At 44.4% G+C, this 21398-nt stretch carries 20 protein-coding genes; all 20 read left to right on the forward strand.

Features of this window, described 5'->3' with window-relative positions; translation table 11 throughout:
- Positions 1–414 precede the first annotated feature (414 nt).
- The 20 genes from DW981_RS10750 to DW981_RS10845 all read left to right on the forward strand — a co-directional run bounded on the left by DW981_RS10750 (position 415) and on the right by DW981_RS10845 (position 21372).
- Complete coding sequence (locus tag DW981_RS10750) at positions 415–1209, forward strand: sugar phosphate isomerase/epimerase family protein (protein ID WP_118507712.1); 795 nt, start codon at positions 415–417, stop codon at positions 1207–1209.
- A 41-nt stretch (positions 1210–1250) separates the two neighbouring features.
- A complete protein-coding gene (locus tag DW981_RS10755) occupies positions 1251–2252 on the forward strand; it encodes a sensor domain-containing diguanylate cyclase (RefSeq protein WP_118507713.1) in 1002 nt (333 codons plus the stop codon).
- Between the two features lie 22 nt (positions 2253–2274).
- Positions 2275–3294: a TIR domain-containing protein gene (locus DW981_RS10760; protein WP_182434234.1), complete on the forward strand. Its 1020-nt coding sequence runs from the start codon at positions 2275–2277 to the stop codon at positions 3292–3294.
- Between the two features lie 97 nt (positions 3295–3391).
- Positions 3392–4969 (forward strand): adenylate/guanylate cyclase domain-containing protein, encoded by a 1578-nt coding sequence (locus DW981_RS10765; RefSeq protein ID WP_118507715.1) that lies wholly within the window; start codon positions 3392–3394, stop codon positions 4967–4969.
- Between the two features lie 21 nt (positions 4970–4990).
- Positions 4991–5938 carry a hypothetical protein gene (locus DW981_RS10770; RefSeq protein WP_118507716.1) on the forward strand — a complete coding sequence of 316 codons (948 nt, stop codon included), beginning with the start codon at positions 4991–4993 and terminating at the stop codon, positions 5936–5938.
- A gap of 122 nt (positions 5939–6060) precedes the next feature.
- Complete coding sequence (locus DW981_RS10775) at positions 6061–6402, forward strand: Hpt domain-containing protein (protein WP_182434235.1); 342 nt, start codon at positions 6061–6063, stop codon at positions 6400–6402.
- Between the two features lie 157 nt (positions 6403–6559).
- A complete protein-coding gene (locus DW981_RS10780) occupies positions 6560–6832 on the forward strand; it encodes an HU family DNA-binding protein (RefSeq protein WP_022025681.1) in 273 nt (90 codons plus the stop codon).
- A 176-nt stretch (positions 6833–7008) separates the two neighbouring features.
- On the forward strand, positions 7009–7248 hold the full coding sequence (locus tag DW981_RS10785; protein ID WP_118507728.1) for an RNA-binding S4 domain-containing protein: 240 nt from the start codon (positions 7009–7011) through the stop codon (positions 7246–7248).
- Between the two features lie 199 nt (positions 7249–7447).
- Complete coding sequence (yabP, locus tag DW981_RS10790) at positions 7448–7744, forward strand: sporulation protein YabP (RefSeq protein WP_022025683.1); 297 nt, start codon at positions 7448–7450, stop codon at positions 7742–7744.
- On the forward strand, positions 7741–8187 hold the full coding sequence (gene yabQ / locus DW981_RS10795; protein ID WP_118507718.1) for a spore cortex biosynthesis protein YabQ: 447 nt from the start codon (positions 7741–7743) through the stop codon (positions 8185–8187). Before yabP ends, yabQ begins: the two co-directional genes overlap by 4 nt.
- A gap of 132 nt (positions 8188–8319) precedes the next feature.
- Positions 8320–10518: a cellulase family glycosylhydrolase gene (locus tag DW981_RS10800; RefSeq protein ID WP_182434236.1), complete on the forward strand. Its 2199-nt coding sequence runs from the start codon at positions 8320–8322 to the stop codon at positions 10516–10518.
- 71 nt (positions 10519–10589) lie between these two features.
- Positions 10590–11000: a hypothetical protein gene (locus tag DW981_RS10805; RefSeq protein ID WP_147352639.1), complete on the forward strand. Its 411-nt coding sequence runs from the start codon at positions 10590–10592 to the stop codon at positions 10998–11000.
- A gap of 350 nt (positions 11001–11350) precedes the next feature.
- A complete protein-coding gene (locus DW981_RS10810) occupies positions 11351–11662 on the forward strand; it encodes a septum formation initiator family protein (RefSeq protein WP_022025687.1) in 312 nt (103 codons plus the stop codon).
- A gap of 364 nt (positions 11663–12026) precedes the next feature.
- Positions 12027–14036, forward strand: coding sequence for a SpoIIE family protein phosphatase (locus DW981_RS10815; RefSeq protein ID WP_118507721.1), 2010 nt, complete (start codon positions 12027–12029; stop codon positions 14034–14036).
- Positions 14037–14053: 17 nt separating this feature from the next.
- The gene (gene tilS, locus DW981_RS10820) at positions 14054–15550 is read left to right on the forward strand and encodes a tRNA lysidine(34) synthetase TilS (RefSeq protein WP_118507722.1); all 1497 of its coding nucleotides are present in this window, start codon (positions 14054–14056) and stop codon (positions 15548–15550) included.
- Positions 15547–16077, forward strand: coding sequence for a hypoxanthine phosphoribosyltransferase (hpt, locus tag DW981_RS10825; protein WP_022025690.1), 531 nt, complete (start codon positions 15547–15549; stop codon positions 16075–16077). Before tilS ends, hpt begins: the two co-directional genes overlap by 4 nt.
- A gap of 12 nt (positions 16078–16089) precedes the next feature.
- Positions 16090–17955, forward strand: coding sequence for an ATP-dependent zinc metalloprotease FtsH (gene ftsH / locus DW981_RS10830; protein ID WP_022025691.1), 1866 nt, complete (start codon positions 16090–16092; stop codon positions 17953–17955).
- Positions 17956–18277: 322 nt separating this feature from the next.
- Complete coding sequence (cysS, locus tag DW981_RS10835) at positions 18278–19687, forward strand: cysteine--tRNA ligase (protein ID WP_022025692.1); 1410 nt, start codon at positions 18278–18280, stop codon at positions 19685–19687.
- Positions 19678–20658: a metal ABC transporter substrate-binding protein gene (locus tag DW981_RS10840; RefSeq protein WP_118507723.1), complete on the forward strand. Its 981-nt coding sequence runs from the start codon at positions 19678–19680 to the stop codon at positions 20656–20658. Before cysS ends, DW981_RS10840 begins: the two co-directional genes overlap by 10 nt.
- Before the next feature lie 132 nt (positions 20659–20790).
- Positions 20791–21372, forward strand: a complete 582-nt coding sequence (locus DW981_RS10845) for a sigma-70 family RNA polymerase sigma factor (protein ID WP_182434237.1) — start codon at positions 20791–20793, stop codon at positions 21370–21372.
- Positions 21373–21398 lie beyond the last annotated feature (26 nt).

Here is a 21398-nt window from a genome sequence, read left to right on the forward strand (position 1 = left end):
TATGTCTCGTATTTCAGAGACATTAAGTAACGTGACGTAGCGCATCGTAGCGAAAGCGTCCCGTCCAAAAATGGATGATACCTTGCTAAACCGGGACATCTCAGACAATTCTTCAGGCATGTATTCATCAGAGACTTAACAAAATAAGAAATCACGCAAAAACTCTGCGTTCTGCGGCAATTGTCTTAGTTTCTTGATGGCAGAATAATTTACTTTATTGGCTGCAAAATAGCTATTATCTTACTTACATAATAAGCAATATGTGACAACATGGTAATTTTTGATGTGCGAAGTTTGAGACAGTAATATAAGATCCATTGCCGAAAGGTGATGGGTCTTTTTTCCGTGCGAACCTGTTATCAATAATTGCATAAGCAATTCAATCTATGCTATAATAATTTGCAAAAGGAACCGGTGAAAATTAAAAAACGGGAGCAAAATATGGGAGATTTTTTGATCGTATCGCTTGCTGAAGAATTGCAGGCGTATGAGGATTTGGCGCAGGAGTATCAGGTTGGTTTTGAAATCAATGATTTTTATGATCCGCTTGTGTTTGAAGATAAGAAACGAAGAGAAGATATTATACAGAAATATCAGAAGGCCGGGATTCCGGCAGGAAGCACGATGCATGGGGCGTTCTATGATGTGTCGGTGTTTAGTTACGACCCACAGATCCGCGAGATCTCAAAACTTCGTATGCGACAGAGCATGGAGATTGCCCAAGAACTTTCGGTGAAAGGGGTTGTATTCCACACAAATTGGAATCCGATGCTTTCTAATATTGTATATGATGATCAGGTGGTTGACGGCACCTGTACATTCGTCCGGGAACTGTTAGAAGCATATCCGGAGATACAAATTTACATGGAAAATATGTTTGACAGCGATCCGGTTATTTTACAGAAAATATCCGAGCAGTTATGCGTATATTCTAATTTCGGAGTATGTTTGGACTATGCACATGCGCATTTATCGGATACGCCGATCGAGGAATGGATCAAAGCACTGCGGCAATATATTCGACATATCCATATAAACGATAACGATCTGCGAAGGGATCTGCATCTTGCTGTTGGGGATGGCAGGATCGACTGGGAATTGTTTTGCAGATATTATCAAACATATTTTGAAGAATGCAGTGTACTGATCGAGACGACAAAACCGGATAACCAGCGGCGGTCGTTGGAGTATTTACGAAAGAAACTATAGAACACTGTTTTTGCTAAATGACATAGAAATGGGGAATCACAATGGAACAGCAAATAACATATAGTGCAGAGCAGATGCTCGAAGACATATTTTTATATATGAGTCAGTTGGTCGATGAAAAAGATTTTTCCAAGGTCGTTTCACTACTGACGGATCTTGGCCGTGTGCTGGCGCATTCTGAGCGCGCATCATTTTGGTACTGGGATGCGAAACATAAGCAGTACTGGACGTTAGCTGCGGTGGGAAGTGACAAGATTACAGTACCCGAGGGGAGCGGGATCATAGATGCATCCATCCAAAATAAAGAAACGATCGTGATCAATGATCCGTATCAGGATGAACGGTTCAATCCGGCAGTGGATAAGCAGACAGGATTTGTGACAAAGTCTATTTTGTGCATGCCGGTAACGAATGCCAAGGGTAAAGTGATCGGGGCGTATCAAGCGATCAACAAGCTGAATGCAGACGGAACGGCGGGGACGTTTGATGAGAAAGATAAGAAACATCTCACATTAGCGGCTGTTTATTGTGGCAAAACATTGGAGTCCTATTTGTTGGACACGGAGATTCGTATAGATCCGTTGACAGGGCTGACCAATCGCCGCGGCTTTTATGAGTTTTATGAGGAAACGGTGTCAGATCCACAAAACGGAACGGCGTCCATTATTATGTGTGATATTGATTTTTTCAAGAAAGTAAACGATACCTATGGACACAACGCAGGTGATGCCGTATTACAAAGAATAGCAGCGGTGCTGCAAGAGCATGTTGCATCTGAAGATGAGGCGGTGCGATGGGGTGGTGAAGAATTTATCCTGATGTGTATGGATTGTCCGCTTGTCAAAGCACAGGAGATTGCAGAACATATTCGAGAGATCGTCGAGCATATGTCGATCGAATTTGAGGAGCATCATATTGCGGTAACGATGTCTTTTGGAGTATATCAGCTAGACGGTGATCAGACGATGGATCAAAACGTAAAGCAGGCAGATGAACGTTTGTATCAGGCAAAAACTACCGGACGAAACCGGGTTGTTGTTTGATTGGAAAGGTGTGGATACAAAAATGGCAGAAATAAAATCTGTTTTTATTAGTTATAGTTCCAAAAATAAAGAGTTGGTTCATAAGATCGTCCGCGTGCTAGAACATATTGGAGTATCCTATTGGAAAGCACCGGATATGATCCCGGTGGGCTCAAATTATGCTAGAGAGATTCCGCGTGCGATCAGAGAATGTGATCTGTTTTTGCTAATCTTATCTAAGGAATCGCAGGAATCGGTATGGGTAGAAAAAGAGGTTGACAGTGCGATCTGTTGTAAAAAAAATATTGTTCCGTTTAAGATTGACGATACGCCAATGAACGATACATTTAGTTTCTATTTGAATAACGTACAGATGATCCCATATTATTTGGGAGAGGTAGCTGCGGTAAAGAGCTTGTGTGAACAGCTGCAGCCATATACGACAGGAGGGACATCCGGCGAAGGCATCCAAGCATTTATGGATCAGACAAAAAGTGTCGAGGCAGCCGCAGGAAAACAGTCGCAGACTGCGGACAGTGGCCGGACAAATGACAGGATGGTATCGTCTAAGCCAAAATTTCGCCCGCTTAAAAATAACACCGGACAGTTTGGATCTTTGGCGCGCTATTCGGAGGAAGATGTTCCTGGAGAAATCTATACCGTTGGTACACGGATGAGTGCTGAGGGGTTATCGCTAAATAGAATACCAATGGATTGTAAATATTGCGGTGAAGGTGTAGAAAAGATTGCACGAGGCGTTTATCGTTGTAAGGTATGCGGCAGGGAAAATTACGATTATTTTCAGACGGTACGCTTGTATTTGGAGCGCTTCGGAGCAACTCCGGCGTTGATCATAGAACGCGAAACAGGGGTGCCTCGCAAAGCGATCGAACAGTTCTTGCGGCAGGAATATTTAGAGATACCAAGGCAGTCGCCGATCCGTATGTCCTGCGAAAACTGTGGTGCGCCAATTCGAACCGGTTATTTGTGCGATCAGTGTAAAAAGCTGAAAGGATTTTCGGTCAACTACGGTCAAAGCGGCAACTGGCGTTCTTCACGGTAGATATCGGGTATTTGGCAAGAGGATGTATAATGCTGAGTACTGAGTAAGTGCAAGTGTAGGGCGAGGAAAACAGTGTGTCGGGGAAGGAGTTCTGCTTATGGAGAAAATTATTTGGGTGATTGGGGATGATCGTCTCGAAATGATCGAGGCGCAGAGACGGATCAATGCGGCAGGATCAATGCGTGCGCTTTGTCTGCTTTCCTTTGAGGCGGTTCAGAAAGCCGCACTGGCACAGGAGGAGGGGGAGCGGTCGAGAATCAGCACGCCTTCTCTTATTATCTTTGACTATCAAATGGCAAAGAAAGAGGATTTTGCCAGTGTTCTTTTTCTGCGCAGGCAGCAGTCACTAGGCGGTGTTCCTTTGTTTTTTATGACCGAAAAACGCAGCGAAGAACTGGATGAGGAATGTTACGAAAAGGGTGCCACAGTCGTTGTACATAAGCCGTTTTCGCGAGCGGGTATCATGCGTATCGAGCGAACGGCGTGGCAGCACGAGGCAACGAAAAACTACGAGATCATGTTGCAAAAACAGGCAGGAGATCTGCAGGAGGCAAAAGAGATCATTCGGCTTAATAAACAGCTCCAGTCAAGAAATCAATTGCTGCATCAGATTTTTGGACGTTATTTCTCAGATAATGTCGTTGACAGCATTTTGGAAGATCCCAAAGGTGCGGTTATTGGAGGTGAGAAGCGAAAGCTTACGGTGATGATGGCTGATCTGCGGGGATTCACCGCAATGTCAGAAAGCATGACGCCAGAGGCGGTAACGGATATTCTTAATTGTTTCTTTGATGAAATGCTGCAGTGCATTACCAAATATTACGGTGTGGTGATCGAGTTTTTGGGAGATGCCATTCTTGCTGTGTTTGGAGCATCTCCAGATTCTAAGGCACAGATTGAAGAAGGAATTACAGCCGGTATAAAGATGCAGAAAGCGATGGCAAAGGTCAACGACTATATTATTTCCAAAGGGCTGGTGCCGCTAGAGATGGGAATTGGCATACATCGCGGAGAAGTATTTATCGGAAATTTCGGATCAGAAACGATGATGCGATATAACGTCATCGGTCAGGCCGTTAATGAATGTTCGAGAATAGAGGGCGCGAGTGTCGGTGGTCAGGTACTCGTATCATATGATACCGTACAAAACGCAAATGCGGCGATCAAGACGGACGGGAAATTTACGATACAGGTTAAAGGTATTTCCACACCGTTAAAAGTATATAGTGTAACAGGAATCGGAACACCCTATAGCTGCAATCTGGCTCACCATAAACTGGCCGGCTTTTTTTGGCGTGGTCGGCTTCAATGCACGATTCAGTGCATTGAAGATGAGCTGGTGACCAATCAGACCTTGCGCGGAAAGATTGTTTTACTGACGTTCGATCGCAATCTTCGAATCGAATTGGAAGATAAGATAGAACCGGATATTCCGTTGTATTCGGATATGGAAATCTATTTGGAGACAAACAGGAATACCGATACAGATACGGGTGACGGGAAGAAGCCGGGAAATGATGTTCAGGCTACAGGCTGTGACAGGATATATGCTAAGATCTTGAAAAGGTCACAAGGTGTGATCGAGGTACATATCACCTATGGGTTTGAAGTGATCAAGAAATATACCTATCCCATGTATCCGTATATGAATACGTATCCATGGATTATATATTGATCTGACAAAAAGGAGACGCAAATGGAGAATGCAATGTTTGAACGGTTAGAACTTCAGAGTGACGATATCCTGCAGGCATATTATATGCGCAGCCAGTCTTTGCTGTTGTTAGAATATGCAGGGACGCTGGAAGAAACTTTGGGATTTTCGGACAGTACAGATAAGCCGCAGGCAGTACTTGCACAGATGGCGGCTGCAGAGTCACCGACAAATGGCGAAAAGCTGCAGCAGGCAGAATATTTTCTGGCATTTACGGAAAAAAACGGAGAAGTGTGGCTGTATTTTTGCAGCAGGACGAATGCCGTTCGCGCAGTCGATCTGCTTGACAGTATTGTTGAGGAAATGGGACTTGTTAAAGGAAATGCTGTTTCCGCAAGTGGGCGCGTTCCGGCAGCTCTTTTCAAGGCACATATGACAGGGATGGATGCTGCAGATTATATGGAATTTGTGCAGGGAAAAGTAGCAGAATATTTCGAGGAAGACACGTGCATCGATGCGCTGCAGTATGCGAAAATGCATGAGAAAGAGATATTGGAGATGGATCGTTATCGCAAGAAGAGGATCAGCTGGGCGTTTGTGCCGACCGATCGGATTGCGGCCGCAGGAACGAAACTGGCGGTTAAATCCTTGGAAAATGAAACAGGTATTACGATCGTTGCAGATCCGGATATATACATTATGATCGGCAGACGCGGGGAAGTATACCACATCCGAAAAGATAAATTTTTGGCGACATATGAACCGACGGAAGAACCGCTGGACATTTTTACGCAAATGCTGGATTTTATTCCGGTGGTAGAGACCGTTTCGGATGGAGGATATATCAGTATTGATGAAATGGCAAGGTTATGTTATCCAAAAACACAGGCAGTGATATGTTGCCAGGAGCTTAAGAAACGCACCAGAGTTTTTCGAAAAATAGTGAACAAGAGTATTTTTTGGGGAGACCGGGCGATTATCTGGCGGTGAGATTAGATGACATTACCGATATTTATGTGATACAGCGTGATATATTTGCGGAAACCTATGAAAAGGTTCAAATATAGAAACGGGGGCACAAAACGCAAGACATAATGCGGGAGGACAAAAGTATGTTAGAAACCTTGGAGCAGTGGGGCTGCGAGACTGAAAAAACAATGGAACGGTTCTTAGATGACAAAGAGTTTTACCAGGAATGTTACGATCTTTTCATTGGCGGAGAAGGATTGGAGCAATTGAAATGCGAACTTGACGAAGGGCGGATCACAGATGCATTTGTGAATGCGCACGGAATGAAAGGAACAGCGTCCAATTTGGGACTGGTTCCTATTGCGAATATATTGAGCAAGATTGTAGAGCCGCTTCGCGCCGGCAAAACAGATGGTGTAATGGAGCAATATGATCAACTGTGTGAAATATGGAAAAAGTATGCGACATTGTGCAAAAATAATTAAATATCTTTCTACATGTGTAGAATGAAATGAAAATATGTGAAAAATGCCTGTTTTTCGGACAGAATTCGTGAAAAACCTTGACAAATGCTTGTATAAAGGGTATAACTAGACTTGTAAGTTTTTACGGAAATATTAATTTTTGAGGAGGATTAAATCCATGAACAAGACAGAATTGGTAGCAGCTATGGCTGAGAGTGCTGACCTTTCTAAGAAAGATGCAGAGAAGGCTTTGAAGGCTTTTATTGAGGTTGTAACAGATGAGTTAAAGAAAGATGAGAAAGTACAGTTAGTTGGCTTTGGAACTTTCGAAGTAGCTCAGAGAGCAGCTCGTGAGGGTAGAAACCCACTTACAGGCGAGAAGATGCAGATCAAGGCATCTAAGGCTCCTAAATTCAAAGCTGGTAAGGCATTAAAGGATGCTGTAAACTAAGATTTTTGGATTTGTAATCACTGGAGAGCTGCAGAAATGCAGCTCTTTTTTTCTTTATGGAGAACTTGCCGTTTCTTATAAAGGAAAAAAGAGTAATGGAAATTGCTGCCAAGCAGCGTGACATCATCGCAAAGCGCTGGTTTTGCGATTTTAATGTAAGAGGAGAGAGTGAACATATGAGACTGGACAAATATTTAAAAGTTTCCCGTTTGATCAAACGCCGCCCGGTAGCCAATGAGGCTTGTGATGCCGGACGTATTCAGGTTAATGGCAAAGTTGCCAAAGCATCGCTGAATGTAAAAGTAGGCGATATTATTGAGATCACTTTTGGTGATAAAGTCGTTAAGGTTGAAGTATTGAGTATCGAAGAAACCTACAAAAAGGATGAGGCAAGAGAGTTATATAAGGTATTGTGATCTTAAATCAATTCCCTGCATAACATGTTTCCAAATATCATATCGTATTGTATTAATTTCATAGGTTACATTTGCTGCATATCGGTCTTAGCATAAATAAAGCCATGTCCTCATACATTATAAAGAGTGGTTGGTAAACCGGCTGCAAAGTGCGAAATCACAGCAAAGTTTGCGGACTGAGAAAGGAATGAAACCTATTATGGAAGAAAGACGAATGGAAGATAAGACCAGAATGATACATAAAGTATATTTGAATGCACGCAAGTCTGCGGTATTATCCGGAGTTCGGGATGTGTTGTCTTTTGACGCCAAGGAAGTGTATTTGGAGACGGAACAGGGCGTTCTGCTGATCCAAGGAGATGAGCTGCATGTCAATCGCCTTTCTTTGGAGAAGGGAGAAATCGATATTGATGGGCGGATCGACAGTTTTGCTTATTCTGACAGGGAGGAAACTCAGAAAAAAGCAGCTTCTTTTCTGAGCAGAATGTTTCAATGACGGAAGTGATACTGGGACAACTGCGATTCATTTTGTGGATGATGTGCGGGGGAATGGCAATCTTGGCCGGATATGATGTTTTGCGTTTGTTTCGTTGGCTGGTGCCACATGGCGCCGTGTGGATCGCTGTGGAAGATCTGTTTTTTTGGGGCGCTGCCAGTGTTCCGGCATTTATTTTATTCTTAAAAATGCACGATGGACAGATCAGATGGTATGGTGTGGTTGCGCTGCTTAGTGGGATCGTGTTGTATGAGGTCGGCATTAGCAGGCCGGTCCGCCGTGTGCTTTGTCGGATCTTCGCACCGATACGAACAAAATTGCGGCGTCGTTGTGCTGCAATATTTCGCAAACGGAAGAGAATCTGGCCTGTATTATATTTAAAATTGCGCAGTACCGTTGCGTTCTCTCGGCAGAAATCCTCGAAAAACAGGAGAAAATTCTAGTAAATCATCACAAAAATTCTATGAAATTACTATATTTTTTGTGCAAATTATGTTATAATGAACCCTGCGGAGTTCGACAAAGTGCGGACGAAGCAGGGTTTTTGAATTGCAGAAAAAAGAGGAGGAATGATTATGCGGAACAGGTTTATGAGAAGAGCAGTTGTGTGTATCCTTGCACTGGCAATGATGTTATCTTTTGACGGCGTGTCTACGATCGCATCTGCGGCAAAGGCAAAGGCGAAAGCACCAAAGATTAGCAGCAAGTCTATTGTTGTTAAGGTAGGTTCTTCTAAGAAAGTAACCATCAAAAACAAACCAAAGAAGGCAAAAGTAACATGGAAATCTAAGAACAAAAAGATTGCAAAGGTAAGTAAGTCCGGTAAGATTAAGGGCATGAAAGCCGGCAAGACAACAGTAACGGCAACTGTTAAGTACAAAAAAGGCAAAAAGACAGTCAAAAAAGTATTGAAGGCTAAAGTTACCGTTAAGAAGAAAGCGGCTGCAAAAGCAACCAAGAAACCGACTACGACGAAGGCACCGGCAACCACGAAGGCACCGGCAAGCACGAAGGCACCGGCAACCACGAAGAAGCCGGTTGCAACCAAGGCACCAACGGTAACGAAGACACCGGTTCCGGCACGTACACCGGAGGCTGATCCGAAGCCGGCTAATGTTGTGGCTGACGGTGAAGTATCTGACAGCAACTTGACAACAGAGCACAAATCACGTTATGGAGCAGTTACAAAAGATAACGGAATGATGCGTACCAACCTGTCTGCGCAGGATATTACCCCGGCAATGGGAATGGGTTGGAACATCGGTAACTCTTTGGAGCAGACCGGAGCAGGAAGCATCGAGACTATGACAGATGCAGAGAAAGCAGCTTTGACAGATGCAGATTGGGTAAAGGGCTATGAGACAAATGCCGGCAACCCGGTATCTACGCAGAAGTTATTTTCCGGCTTGAAACGCTATGGCATCAATACGATCCGTATCCCGATCGCCTGGTCCAATATGATGGTTCAGGAGAAACAGAGCGATGGAAGTACATATTATCGTATTAATGAAGCATATTTTGACCGCGTTGAAGAAGTTATCAATTACTGCTTGAACGAGGAAATGTATGTTATCATCAACGACCATTGGGATGGTCAGTGGTGGGGCATGTTCGGTGATGCGGACTTGTCTGTAAGAGCACAGGCTTGGAAGAAATATGAAGATATGTGGACACAGATCGCTAATCGTTATATTGATTATTCTGACCGTTTGATCTTCGAGGGAGCCAACGAGGAATTGGGTGAGCGCTTAAATGACAACTGGAAAGGTACCGGCGGTACCAAGGGCGTTTTAACGCGCAAGGAAACGTATGCATTAACAAATGAGATCAATCAGAAGTTTGTTGATATTATTCGTAAATCCGGTATTAATGCGGATGGAACAAAGAACAACAACTATTATCGTATGCTTTTGATCCCGGGTTATGATACGAACCTTCATCAGACCTGTGGTGATAAGTATTCCAACAAGGCCGGTGACAAATATACCAACAACCCGACGGAACCAAACGACGATTACACGTATACCATGCCTACCGATGTAAGCGAAAATGGTATCTCCAAGTTGTTTGTATCCATTCATTATTACGATCCGCTTGGATGGGGTATTGCCAAGACATCTGCAACCTATGAAACCCCAAAGGGAACTTCTACTTTTAAGGATACTTGGGGCAGCGAAGAAGATTATGCAGCGATGGCGGAAGACTTTGAGTCGATCAAAGAAGCCTATACAAGCAAAGGCTACGGTGTGATCTTTGGCGAATTTGGCTGTGTATCTGTGAATAAGGACGGCATCCCAGAGTACTTCAAGGAGTTCTTCCAGAGCTGCCAGAAGTACGGTGCAGTTCCGGTAATGTGGGACGAAGGTGGTATTGTAGACCGTAAGGGAACCGGCAATGCAGCATATGCATACTTTGTATATGATGATATTGGACAGGTATTCTGTGATGTTATGGGCAAAACAGTTACCCTGAAAGAAGCTGCATCGAAGCTTACTACAATGACCGGTAAGCCGGAAGATCCGGTAGCAGAAAATCAGGATCCGCTTGTTGTGGCAACCTGGAATGGTAACTTTATGCGTAACACCAATGGTTCCGGTTCTGTCAACTACGATGAGCTGCAGAAAGTATTTGGTAAAAACAGTGTTATGACAATGGCCGGAAATACGACCGGTGCTATGTTTGAAACATTAAGTACAACGACCAACAGCAATTATCCGGGCCTTAAGTTGGAGCTTCCAGTGATACATATCGCTGGCACGCCCATTACAACTTAGTCAATGGCAAAGGTGAGAGTGACTGGTCACAGATCAAAGAGCCTGGTATTCGTATTACCATGCATGACGACATGATCAGTAAATCTGCACAGCTGCAGCTTGTATACACGAACGGAATGTGGCAGGGAGACGATACGTTTGAGTGGAAGTATGAGTCTACGTATGAGCAGGTAGAGTCAGTATCCGGTAGCGAGTATACGAAAGAGCAGATTGCAGCTTTGCCATCCACAGTGAATTACTTTAGCAAGGAAGGTGAGGCATTTAGCGATTCTTTACCAAAACTGGATGAGAACAACCAGCCAATCCTTGCAAAGACGGCATGGCAGGGTAAGGCACTTCATTTGAATCCGAAGTATCTTGCAAACGATCCGATCATCCTGCTTACATCTAACACGTATTTAGGTGTAGATTTTGTTAAGGTTGAGATCGTAGATCTTGCTTATACATCAGATGGTAAAGATTATGTGAAAGCAGAACAATAAAAAGCAGTATTTCACAGCGTTATGCGGTGACGTGCACAGTAGGCAGGCCCTTCAGAAATGAAGGGTCTGTCTTATTTGCAAAAAATGGTGATCTATTCACGAAAAAGGGTTGCGAAAACCGCATAAAAGAGTTATAATATTACTACAAAGTAAGAAGTGAGCAGCTTCTTAAAATGTACGGTTTTGCAGACGATTGCGAGTCTGTATTTTTGTCAAAAGGGATATACAATATATGGTATGTCAGCGAAGAGCTGTACACAGAATATAGTTCGGTAATGTATATGCTGTTTGATGGGGTAGTTATTTATAATGATTCCCTGCGGTGATAAGTATGTGGAGGTGGTTGTAAGATGTCAGCGAGTCGTGGCAAGCGACGAAGGAAAAAGAAATTGAGTCCGTTCACGTTAGCGGGCGTCATTGTACTTTGCCTTGTACTGTGCGGTACAGTTACATATAAGACCGCTACACTGAAATCACAAAGTAAGTCTTATCAGAAGCAGATTGAACAGCTTAAAGAGCAAAAGTCCGAACTTAAAGATGAGCAAGCTGAGATTAAAGAGTTTAAGAAGCATGCTAAGACAGATGATTACGTGGAGGAGATTGCAAGAGAGAAATTAGGGCTTGTACATAAAGGGGAGATTGTATTTAAGCCTGAGAAGTAAAAACAAGATCATGTATAGGGTTTACTGATTAGAAAGCAATGATCTTGAATGATTTCGAATTCTACGCCTTCATTTATATTAACCGATTTTCGTGAAGCATTTGCAAAAGGGGTGTTTTGTAAATGCAGATCGGAATAGGATCCAAAACAGGGAAAGCCGGTTCTGCGTGAGCCGGCTTTTTCTGTTGCCCTTATCTTAGAAAATGAGGCAGCGTCGTTTCGAAGGGCGCGGTGTCGATTTCTTTTTTTTCGTGGTACTGAGATTTGACAAAATTTGCAACTATTGTTTCCTATACTTTGTCTCACGCTGTTCGGGACAGGCAGTCTGATCCCGAAAAATCAGGCAAGATAAGGAGTAGTGTGCAATGAAAACAATTCAGAAAAAAATGTTAGTGCAGGTGTTGCTCGGCTTTTTGCTGGGAAGAGTGTCTATTTACGGAATGAATCCGGTGGCGCCTGCCTTTTTTGCGGCAGGGTTTGCAGAGGGTGGAGCCGTATTACCGGTTGCCATTACCATATTACTGGGGATGAGTACCGTATTTGCATTGGACACGGTGTTGGCGTATGGGGCCGGAATGTTAGCGCTGTGGCTGGCTGCAGACTTTTTGAAAAGGCGGAGGATAACGGTAAAGATGGGACATGCCGCCTTTTTGTTGGCAGCGGCAACATGGGTCATGTCGGGAACAAGGTATTTGCTTGTTCCGTATAGTGGAACAAGTATTTTTTTGGCAACGCTTGAAGCAGTATTGATGCTTGCTGTCACAAGAATTTTTCATGGCGGTATTGTGTATTTGCTGCATGGGACCAGAGAATCGCGACCGGGCAAAGAGGAGGTCATCAGTTTGGGGGTCCTTGCAGGGGCCGCATTATGGGGATTTCCGCGGGAGTCGTTTACAAAGCTATCTTTGACGGAGATTATGATCTGGATACTGCTTGCATTTACAGGGTATTTAGTGGGATTGTATCTGCATCCGATGGAAAGTGGCAATGAATGGAAAGAGCTTATGAAGCACAGACTCCATGAATTTTCAGATTCGTTTCAAAAATTATCCAAAGCATTAGCCAATCAGTCAGATAAGCAGTTTCGTATGACGAGGCATGAGATGCGTGAGTTTATGGATGGCATTTCTGAACAGGTCTGTGATCGGTGTGAAAATCGCGAAAATTGTATGGGACAGTTGGAGCTTGCAAGCTCAGAGATGTTTGGAACCTTGCTGTTAGCACAGGAACAGGGGATATTAGTGCCCGAACAAATGCCGGCACGTTTTCTGCGGGAGTGCATACATTTAGAGCGTTTTGTTTCGGAGACAAATCAAAATCTGCAGATGGCACGTATGATGATGGGCGTACAAAATAAAATGTCGGAGAATAGACAGGTCATTGCAGGACAGATGGAGGAAGTTGGCAAATTGGTAGGCGGATTGGCAGAAGAGATGGAACGTACAAGAGATCTTCCGGCAGATGCTGCAGGAAAGGTAGGCAAGAAACTGCAGGCAAAACGGGTAAAAGCGCTGGGGATCATGTTTTACGAGAAAAGGGATGGAAGGCTGGAAATACATATGCGCGCGCGTACTGTGCGTGGCCGGCTGGTTACTGCCAAAGAGGTTGCTGCCGTATTGCAGGAAGTGCTCCAAAAACCGATTCGTGTAGGAGAGCAGTCCAGGCAGATCGTCAGCCGTGATATGACATATTTTGTGTTTGAAGAGGATACGCCGTTGGTGGCGGAAGCGGGTGTTTCCAGAAGAGTCAAGGATGGTGAAGAAGTATCCGGAGATGTATTTACCTGTTTGCCTTTACCAAGCGGGGAGATGCTTATTGCATTATCTGATGGGATGGGGAGTGGGCAGGATGCTTTTTCGGAGAGCAGTCTGGTGATCGAGTTATTGGAGCAGATGGCGGAGGCGGGATTTTCGCAGACTTCTGCACTTAAACTGATCAATTCCGTGTATTTATCCTGTGAGGAAACAGAGTGCTATGTGACGGCAGATATTTTGGTGCTGAACCTATATAAAAAGCATTGTCAGTTGTTAAAAAATGGTGCAACAGCTACTTATCTGTATCATGAGGGGGAGATTACATGTGTCGAAGGCCAGGCGCTGCCGATCGGAGCCGGAAAGGATGTAATCCCGTATACAAGAAAAATGGACATATCTGCAGGGGATTATGTTATAATGATGACAGATGGCGTAGCAGATATGCTGCCCGGTATGGAACATGGGCTGGCCGGATTTATGGAACAGTGGCAGGGACGCCACCCGGAAGAAATCGCAGATGCATTATTAGAAGAAGCAATCTGTGAGTGTGGCGGCAGTGTGCCGGACGATATGAGTGTGATCGTTACGGAAATCAGTGATAATTTGCGGACACAGAAATAGAGAGGATAGAGCAAAACGTGAAGAAAGTATACGATACGATAAATCAATATTGCGTAGAACATGAGCTGTTAACGAACGGAGACGGCATTGTGATCGGTTTATCCGGTGGGATGGATTCGGTATGCCTGCTGCAGGTATTAGCGGCACTAAGAAATGAGTGGCAGCTTCGGCTTGTCTGCGTACACGTACATCATGGGATCCGAGGAACGGCAGCAGATGAAGATGCGGCTTTTGCACAGAGACTGGCAGCTAAATATAACATTTCTTTTCGACTATATGAAATGGATATTCCACAGCTTGCCAAAGAACAGGGATTATCGGAGGAAGAGGCGGGCCGTAATTACCGTTATCGGTGTTTTGAAGAAGTGCGAAAAGAACTGAATTTTGACAAAATTGCAGTAGCGCATCATCGAGATGATCAGGCTGAGACTGTTCTATGGCAGATCTTGCGGGGGAGTGGTTTGCGGGGCGTGTGCGGAATGCGCGCCGGGCGCGCTAATATTATTCGACCGTTATTGTGTCTGGATCGACAGCAGATTGAGCAGATAGTCCGGGGAAACGGGGACGGTTGGAGAGAGGATGCCACCAATCGAGAAGAAAAATACACGCGTAATAAGATCCGTAACCGGGTATTTCCTTATATAGAGCAGGAAATACAGCCGATGGCGCGCAGACATTTGGTGGAACTGGCAGAAGATTGTCAAAGAGCGTGGGATTATATAGAGCGTCAAATGTTGGAACAATATGAACGCTTGGTATATCGTGATGGAGATACCTTTTGTTTTTCCGTGGATGAGTGGAAAAAGGTCGATCCCTATTTGCAGGGACAACTATTGATGCATATAATGGAACAGGTCTGTGGAAGCCGAAAGGATATCGGCAGAGTGCATGTTGATGCACTGCTTCGGCTGGCAGAAGGCGCGACCGGCAAACGGCTGGATCTTCCATATCACATGCGAGCAGGCAAAGATTATGACAAGATATGGATCCGGGTTGACATGCAGTCAAATGTGCATCGCAATACGCTGATTCCGCTACGGTTCGATGAGCGGACCGTGTTACAGGATTCGAACGGACAGGAGATGGTAATTACGTTACGGCTGACACAGCGAGATGATTTGCCACAAAATGTTCCGAAAAATGACTGTACGAAATGGTTTGATTGTGATAGAATGTATGCTGATGTTTTGGCTGATCCGACAGAGAAAGAGGCGGATCGCGGACATTTTGATAGAGACAACGGACCGGTTTGGCGGTTCCCGCAAGAAGGAGATTACTTGCAGTTGACAGGCGCAGGCGGGACGAAGACACTGGCGCGTATCTTTATCGATGCTAAAATCTCGGTTGACAAAAGAGGCAGTATACCGGTACTTGCAATGGGAAAACATATTATCTGGATTCCGGAGCTTGGACGTGTAAGTGCTGCTTTTTACGTGACAGAGGCAACAAAACACATTATTACAGCGCAGTTAGCGCACAATATCCAGACGAAGGAGAAAGGTGGAGTATCATGAAAGAAGTTATTCATGAAATGTATAGTAAGGAACAAATTGATCAGATGGTAACGGAGATCGCAACACGCATCAATAAGGATTATGAGGGAAAGCAGATCCATATGATCTGTATTTTGCGTGGCAGTGTCTTTTTTTGCGCAGATCTTGCTAAGAAAATTACCGTGCCGGTTTCTATGGATTTTATGGCAGCATCCAGCTATGGAAATGAGGTCAAAAGTTCCGGACAATTGATGATCACGAAAGACCTTGACGATGATATTGATGGTCGTCACTGCCTGATCGTGGAAGATATTATCGATTCAGGAAACACACTATCTAAAATTTGTGGACTGCTTGCAGCACGCAATCCTGCCAGCCTGAAGATTGCCACATTGTTGGATAAACCGGATCGTAGAGAAGTAGATGTAGAGGTAGATTACACTGGTTTTGTCGTTCCAGACAAATTCATCGTAGGCTATGGACTCGATTATGCACAGAAATATCGTAATCTTCCTTATCTGGGTGAGGTGGAATTTGTAGACGAATAAAAGGAGATGTTCATGAACAGACAGATGAGATCAGGTGGAGCTGGTTTTTATGTGCTCGTACTCGCGATCATTGGAATTGCGATGTATATTTCGAGTATTATGACTAGCAGCACCGGCGGTCAGTATAATGTGGAAGACTTCAAGCAGGATGTGAAAGCGGGTAAGGTCACTTCCGTGGAGATCACGCCGAATGAGGAAACACCGACAGGTGTTGTGCGTGCAAATTATGAGAACAAGCGAAGCAAACATTTTAATTGTACTGACATAAAAGATGTAGAAGAGATTATAAAAACAGACAGCAAACTTGCACAAAATTATGTTATCAACGACGTGGATAAACCGTCTTGGATCATTACCGTATTGCTGCCGTGTGGATTTGGATTAGTAGCGTTGTTTTTGCTGTTTACCTTTTTGTCCGCACAGACAGGTGGAGGAGCCGGAGCAAGTGGCTCGAAGATGATGGATTTCGGTAAGAGCCGGGCAACCAGGATCGATCCGGATTCTCCAAATGCAAAGAAGTTTATTGATGTTGCCGGCCTTAAAGAAGAGAAAGAGGAATTAGAAGAGATTGTAGATTTCTTGGATAAACCGGCAAAATATACCGATGTAGGAGCAAGAATCCCAAAAGGAATCCTGATGGTAGGCCCTCCGGGAACCGGTAAAACGCTGCTTGCCAAAGCAGTGGCAGGAGAGGCAGGAGTACCATTCTTTAGTTTGTCGGGTTCTGATTTTGTGGAAATGTTTGTTGGTGTCGGCGCGTCCCGTGTGCGTGACTTATTTGCAGAAGCGAAGAAGAATGCACCGTGTATCATCTTTATTGATGAGATTGATGCTGTAGCCCGCAAGCGTGGTTCCGGCTTAGGCGGTGGACACGATGAGCGTGAGCAGACCTTGAACCAGATGTTGGTTGAGATGGATGGTTTTGGCGTCAATGAGGGGATCATTGTAATGGCGGCAACGAACCGTGTGGATATTTTGGATCCTGCGATTTTGCGACCGGGACGTTTTGACCGTCAGGTAACGGTTGGCAGACCGGATGTGCGTGGGCGTGAGGAAATATTACGTGTACATGCGCGTGGCAAGACACTTGGCGACGATGTTGATCTGAGCAAGATCGCACACACGACGATCGGCTTTACCGGAGCAGATCTGGAGAACTTGTTAAACGAGGCTGCGATCGCCTGTGCCAAAGATGGACGCAGTTTCATTTCGCAGGAAGATGTAGATAAATCCTTTATCAAGCTTGGTATTGGTAAAGAGAAGAAGAGCCGTATCGTATCCGAACACGATCGTAAGATCACAGCATACCATGAGGCGGGGCATGCAATCCTGTTCCATGTATTGCCGGATGTGGGACCGGTTCACATTGTATCGATCATCCCAACAGGAAGTGGTGCCGGCGGTTATACAATGCCGATTTCCGAGAAGGACGATATGTATTTGACCAAGGGCAAGATGCTGCAGGATATTACGGTCAGTCTCGGTGGCCGGATCGCAGAGTCACTTGTGTTGGATGACATTACGACGGGAGCTTCACAGGATATTAAGCAGGCAACCGAGCAGGCTAAGGCAATGGTTACCAAATACGGATTTACGAAAAATGTCGGCATGATCAATTATGCGGGCGAGGACGAAGTATTTGTTGGCCGAGAGATTGGTCAGTCGAGCCGCGGATATAGCGAGGATGTTGCGAAGAAGATTGACGAGGAAGTGAAGTCGATCATTGATAGCTGCTATGAGCGTGCAGAGGAAATCCTCAAAGAAAATATGGAAGTTTTGCATAAATGTGCCGCTCTGTTGCTTGAAAAAGAACGCATTGATCGTGAAGAATTTGAAAAATTATTTGCGGGCGAAGAGCAGACAGTACCGGAGAATTGATGAAAAGTTACAAAAACAGGTTGGTTTCCCCATAGATTTTGGGGAAATTGACCTGTTTTTTATTGCTTGCTCTCAAAATGCACAAAAACTTTTTCAAATTTCTGTCAAGTTTGTGCACACTTAACTGCGATCCACTGCTATACTAACCATCGTAAACCCCAATACATTATATAGTTTTTGCTACACCCCATAAGTAACAAAAATACCTTCTCCAAAAAGGATAGTCGTGCGTTGACTGTCCTTTTTATTTGTATTGCAATATCGAGTATTATCTTGTAAAGTATAGATGGCATGGAATTAAGAAGAGCAGGAGGGACAGAACATGCGACCAGTAAATTTATACAATACATTAACTAAAAAAATTGATGAATTTCATCCGAACGTTCCGGGTAAAATAAACATGTATACATGCGGACCAACCGTGTATCATTTTGCGCACATTGGAAATCTTCGCAGTTATATTATGGAAGATGTTTTGGAAAAGTATCTGCGTTATGCCGGATATGATGTAAAGCGTGTTATGAATATTACCGATGTCGGTCATTTGACAAGTGATGCAGACAGCGGGGAAGATAAGATGTTAAAAGGTGCTAAGCGCGAGCACAAAACAGTGATGGAGATTGCTGAGTTTTACCGCAAGGCATTCTTTGAGGACTGCGCTAAGTTAAATATCAAGACTCCGGACGTCGTTGAGCCGGCAACAAACTGTATTCCGGAGTTTATTCATATGATCGAGAAGCTGCTTGACGATGGTTATGCTTATGTAGCAGGCGGCAATGTATATTTTGACACATCGAAGCTGAAAGAATATTATGTCTTATCCAATCAGAAAGAGGAAGAGCTGATGGTTGGTGCCAGAGATGATGTGGAAGAGGATGAAAACAAACGAAGCAAAACAGATTTCGTATTGTGGTTCACCAAGTCAAAATTTGACGATCAGGAGTTGAAATGGGACAGCCCTTGGGGAGTCGGTTATCCGGGCTGGCATATTGAGTGTTCCTGCATCAGCATGAAGCATTTGGGTGAATATTTGGATATCCATTGTGGCGGCGTTGATAATATTTTTCCGCATCATACAAATGAAATTGCGCAGAGTGAAGCTTATACCGGGCATAAATGGTGTAACTACTGGTTTCATGTACAGCACCTGAACGACAAGCGCGGTAAGATGAGTAAATCGGCAGGTGGCTTTTTGACCGTGTCATCTCTGGAAGAGCAAGGTTACAACCCGCTGGTTTACCGCATGTTCTGTCTACAGTCACATTATCGCAAACCGCTGGTATTTAGTTACGAAGTATTGGATAATGTGAAAATCGCATACGAAAAGTTACAAAAACGGATCGCGGCTTTGTCCAAAGAAGGTGAAGTGGATCAGGACGTTTTTGCAGCATATCAGGATAAATTTGCAGAAGCCATGGGAAGCGATATTAATACTTCTCAGGCACTTACCGTATTGTATGATGTACTCAAGGCAGATACCAATGATGCAACCAAACGTGCGCTGATCGAGGATTTTGATCAGGTATTGTCTTTGGGACTGCTTGCGGAAGAAGAGGGAGAGACTGGCGCAGATCCGGAGCTTGTTGCTTGGATCGAGGAAAAGATCGCAGAGCGTAAAGCAGCTAAGAAGGAAAAAGATTTTGCGAAAGCAGATGCAATCCGTCAGGAGCTTTTGGACAAGGGAATCGAAGTAAAGGACACAAGGGAAGGAACCGTTTGGACATGTCTATAACTAAAAAATGGCTTGCCTTTTGCCTGGCGGTCTGCATGATCATGCCACTTGTGGCGGGGTGTGGTGAGATCGCAACGAAAAAGGAAGATGGGAAACTGCACATTGTCACTACGGTATTTCCGTATTATGATTTTGCAAAGCAGATTGGTGGCGACCGTGTGTCGGTAGATCTGATCGTTCCTGCCGGAATGGATACACACTCATTTGAACCGACTGCCAAAGATATGGTGACGATCGGTGAAGCGGATGTATTTATCTACAATGGTGGAACAATGGAAAGCTGGGTGCCAAAGGTATTAGAAGCGGCAGAAGGCAAAAATATAACAACGCTGCGAATGATGGATCATGTCAAGGTTGTTGACGAGGAAATAGTGGAAGGCATGCAGGAAGAAGAACATGAGCATGAGCATGCAGATGGTGATCACGACGATGCGGAGGAGACGGAGCAGGATGAGCATATATGGACTGCACCGCTTAACTGTGTCAAGCTTGTCGATGAGATCGCAGCTGCTTTTGCAAAGGCAGATCCGGATCATTCACAGGAATACCTGAACCGCGCAGAGCAATATACTGCACAGTTAAAGGATTTGGACATGCAGATCCGTCAGATCGTCGCAGGAGCAAAACACAAAGAGATGGTCTTTGGAGACCGCTTTCCGCTGCGATATTTTACAGACGCCTATGGACTGACATACCGTGCCGCATTCCCGGGATGCAGCAGCGATATGGAGCCAAGTGCGGATACGATCGCTTATTTGATCGATCGTATCAAACAGCAGCATATTTCGGTTGTGCTGCAGGTAGAGATGAGCAGTTCCAAAGTTGCTGATACGATCGCGGAGGCGACCGGGGCAAAAGTGGAAACCTATCAGTCTTGTCATACCGTATCCAAGAAACAATTTGATGCGGGAGTAACGTATTTGTCATTAATGCAGGAGAATCTGCAAGTATTAAAAGACTGCCTCAATTAAGGCAGTCTTTTTGCATTGCAAATTTTGAAATGGGTGGCGGTTTTTGGAAAGAACATGGTAATATGATTGTGTAACCGGATAGAACATAGCTATTTGCGTATTACAAGATGAATGGCAGACTTAGGGGGAATCATGGAACAGATACAGGAGGAAACGATCCTTGCGCTGTTAATAGACAAACCGGCAGAGGGAATTCGTATACTGACCGCACAATATGGTGGTTTGGTGTATTCGATCACGTGGCGCCGTTTGCAGGGATGTCTTCGTAAAGAGGATATTGAAGAATGTGTCAGTGATATTTTTTTTGAATTATATCGCTGCAGAGACAAGATCGATCTGTCGAAAGGTTCGCTAAAGACTTTTTTGTTGACGATCGCCGAGAGGCAGGCAATTAAGTATTACGAGCGCAAGACAGACAAATTTGATAAAATTTCGCTGCAAGAACAGTTGGAAAAAGGGGAAGAACCCTTGTCGGATCACAATGTGGAACAGCAAACGATACAGAAAGAGGAGAGCCGCCTTTTGATCGAGGCGATAAAGGGCTTGGGGGAGCCGACGGCGAGCATTGTGATCCAGAAGTATTATTATGGAATGACAGCAAAAGAAATCGGGCAGCGGGCAGGATTATCCAAAAATGCAGTAGAGAAACGATTGAAACGTGGATTAGAAAAGTTAAAGACGGTGCTGCAGAGTGAACATGATCAGTTGACATAGCAACAACTGCAGATGGACATAAGAAT

The sequence above is a fragment of the Clostridium sp. AM49-4BH genome (assembly GCF_003478335.1).
Classification (GTDB): domain Bacteria; phylum Bacillota; class Clostridia; order Lachnospirales; family Lachnospiraceae; genus Butyribacter.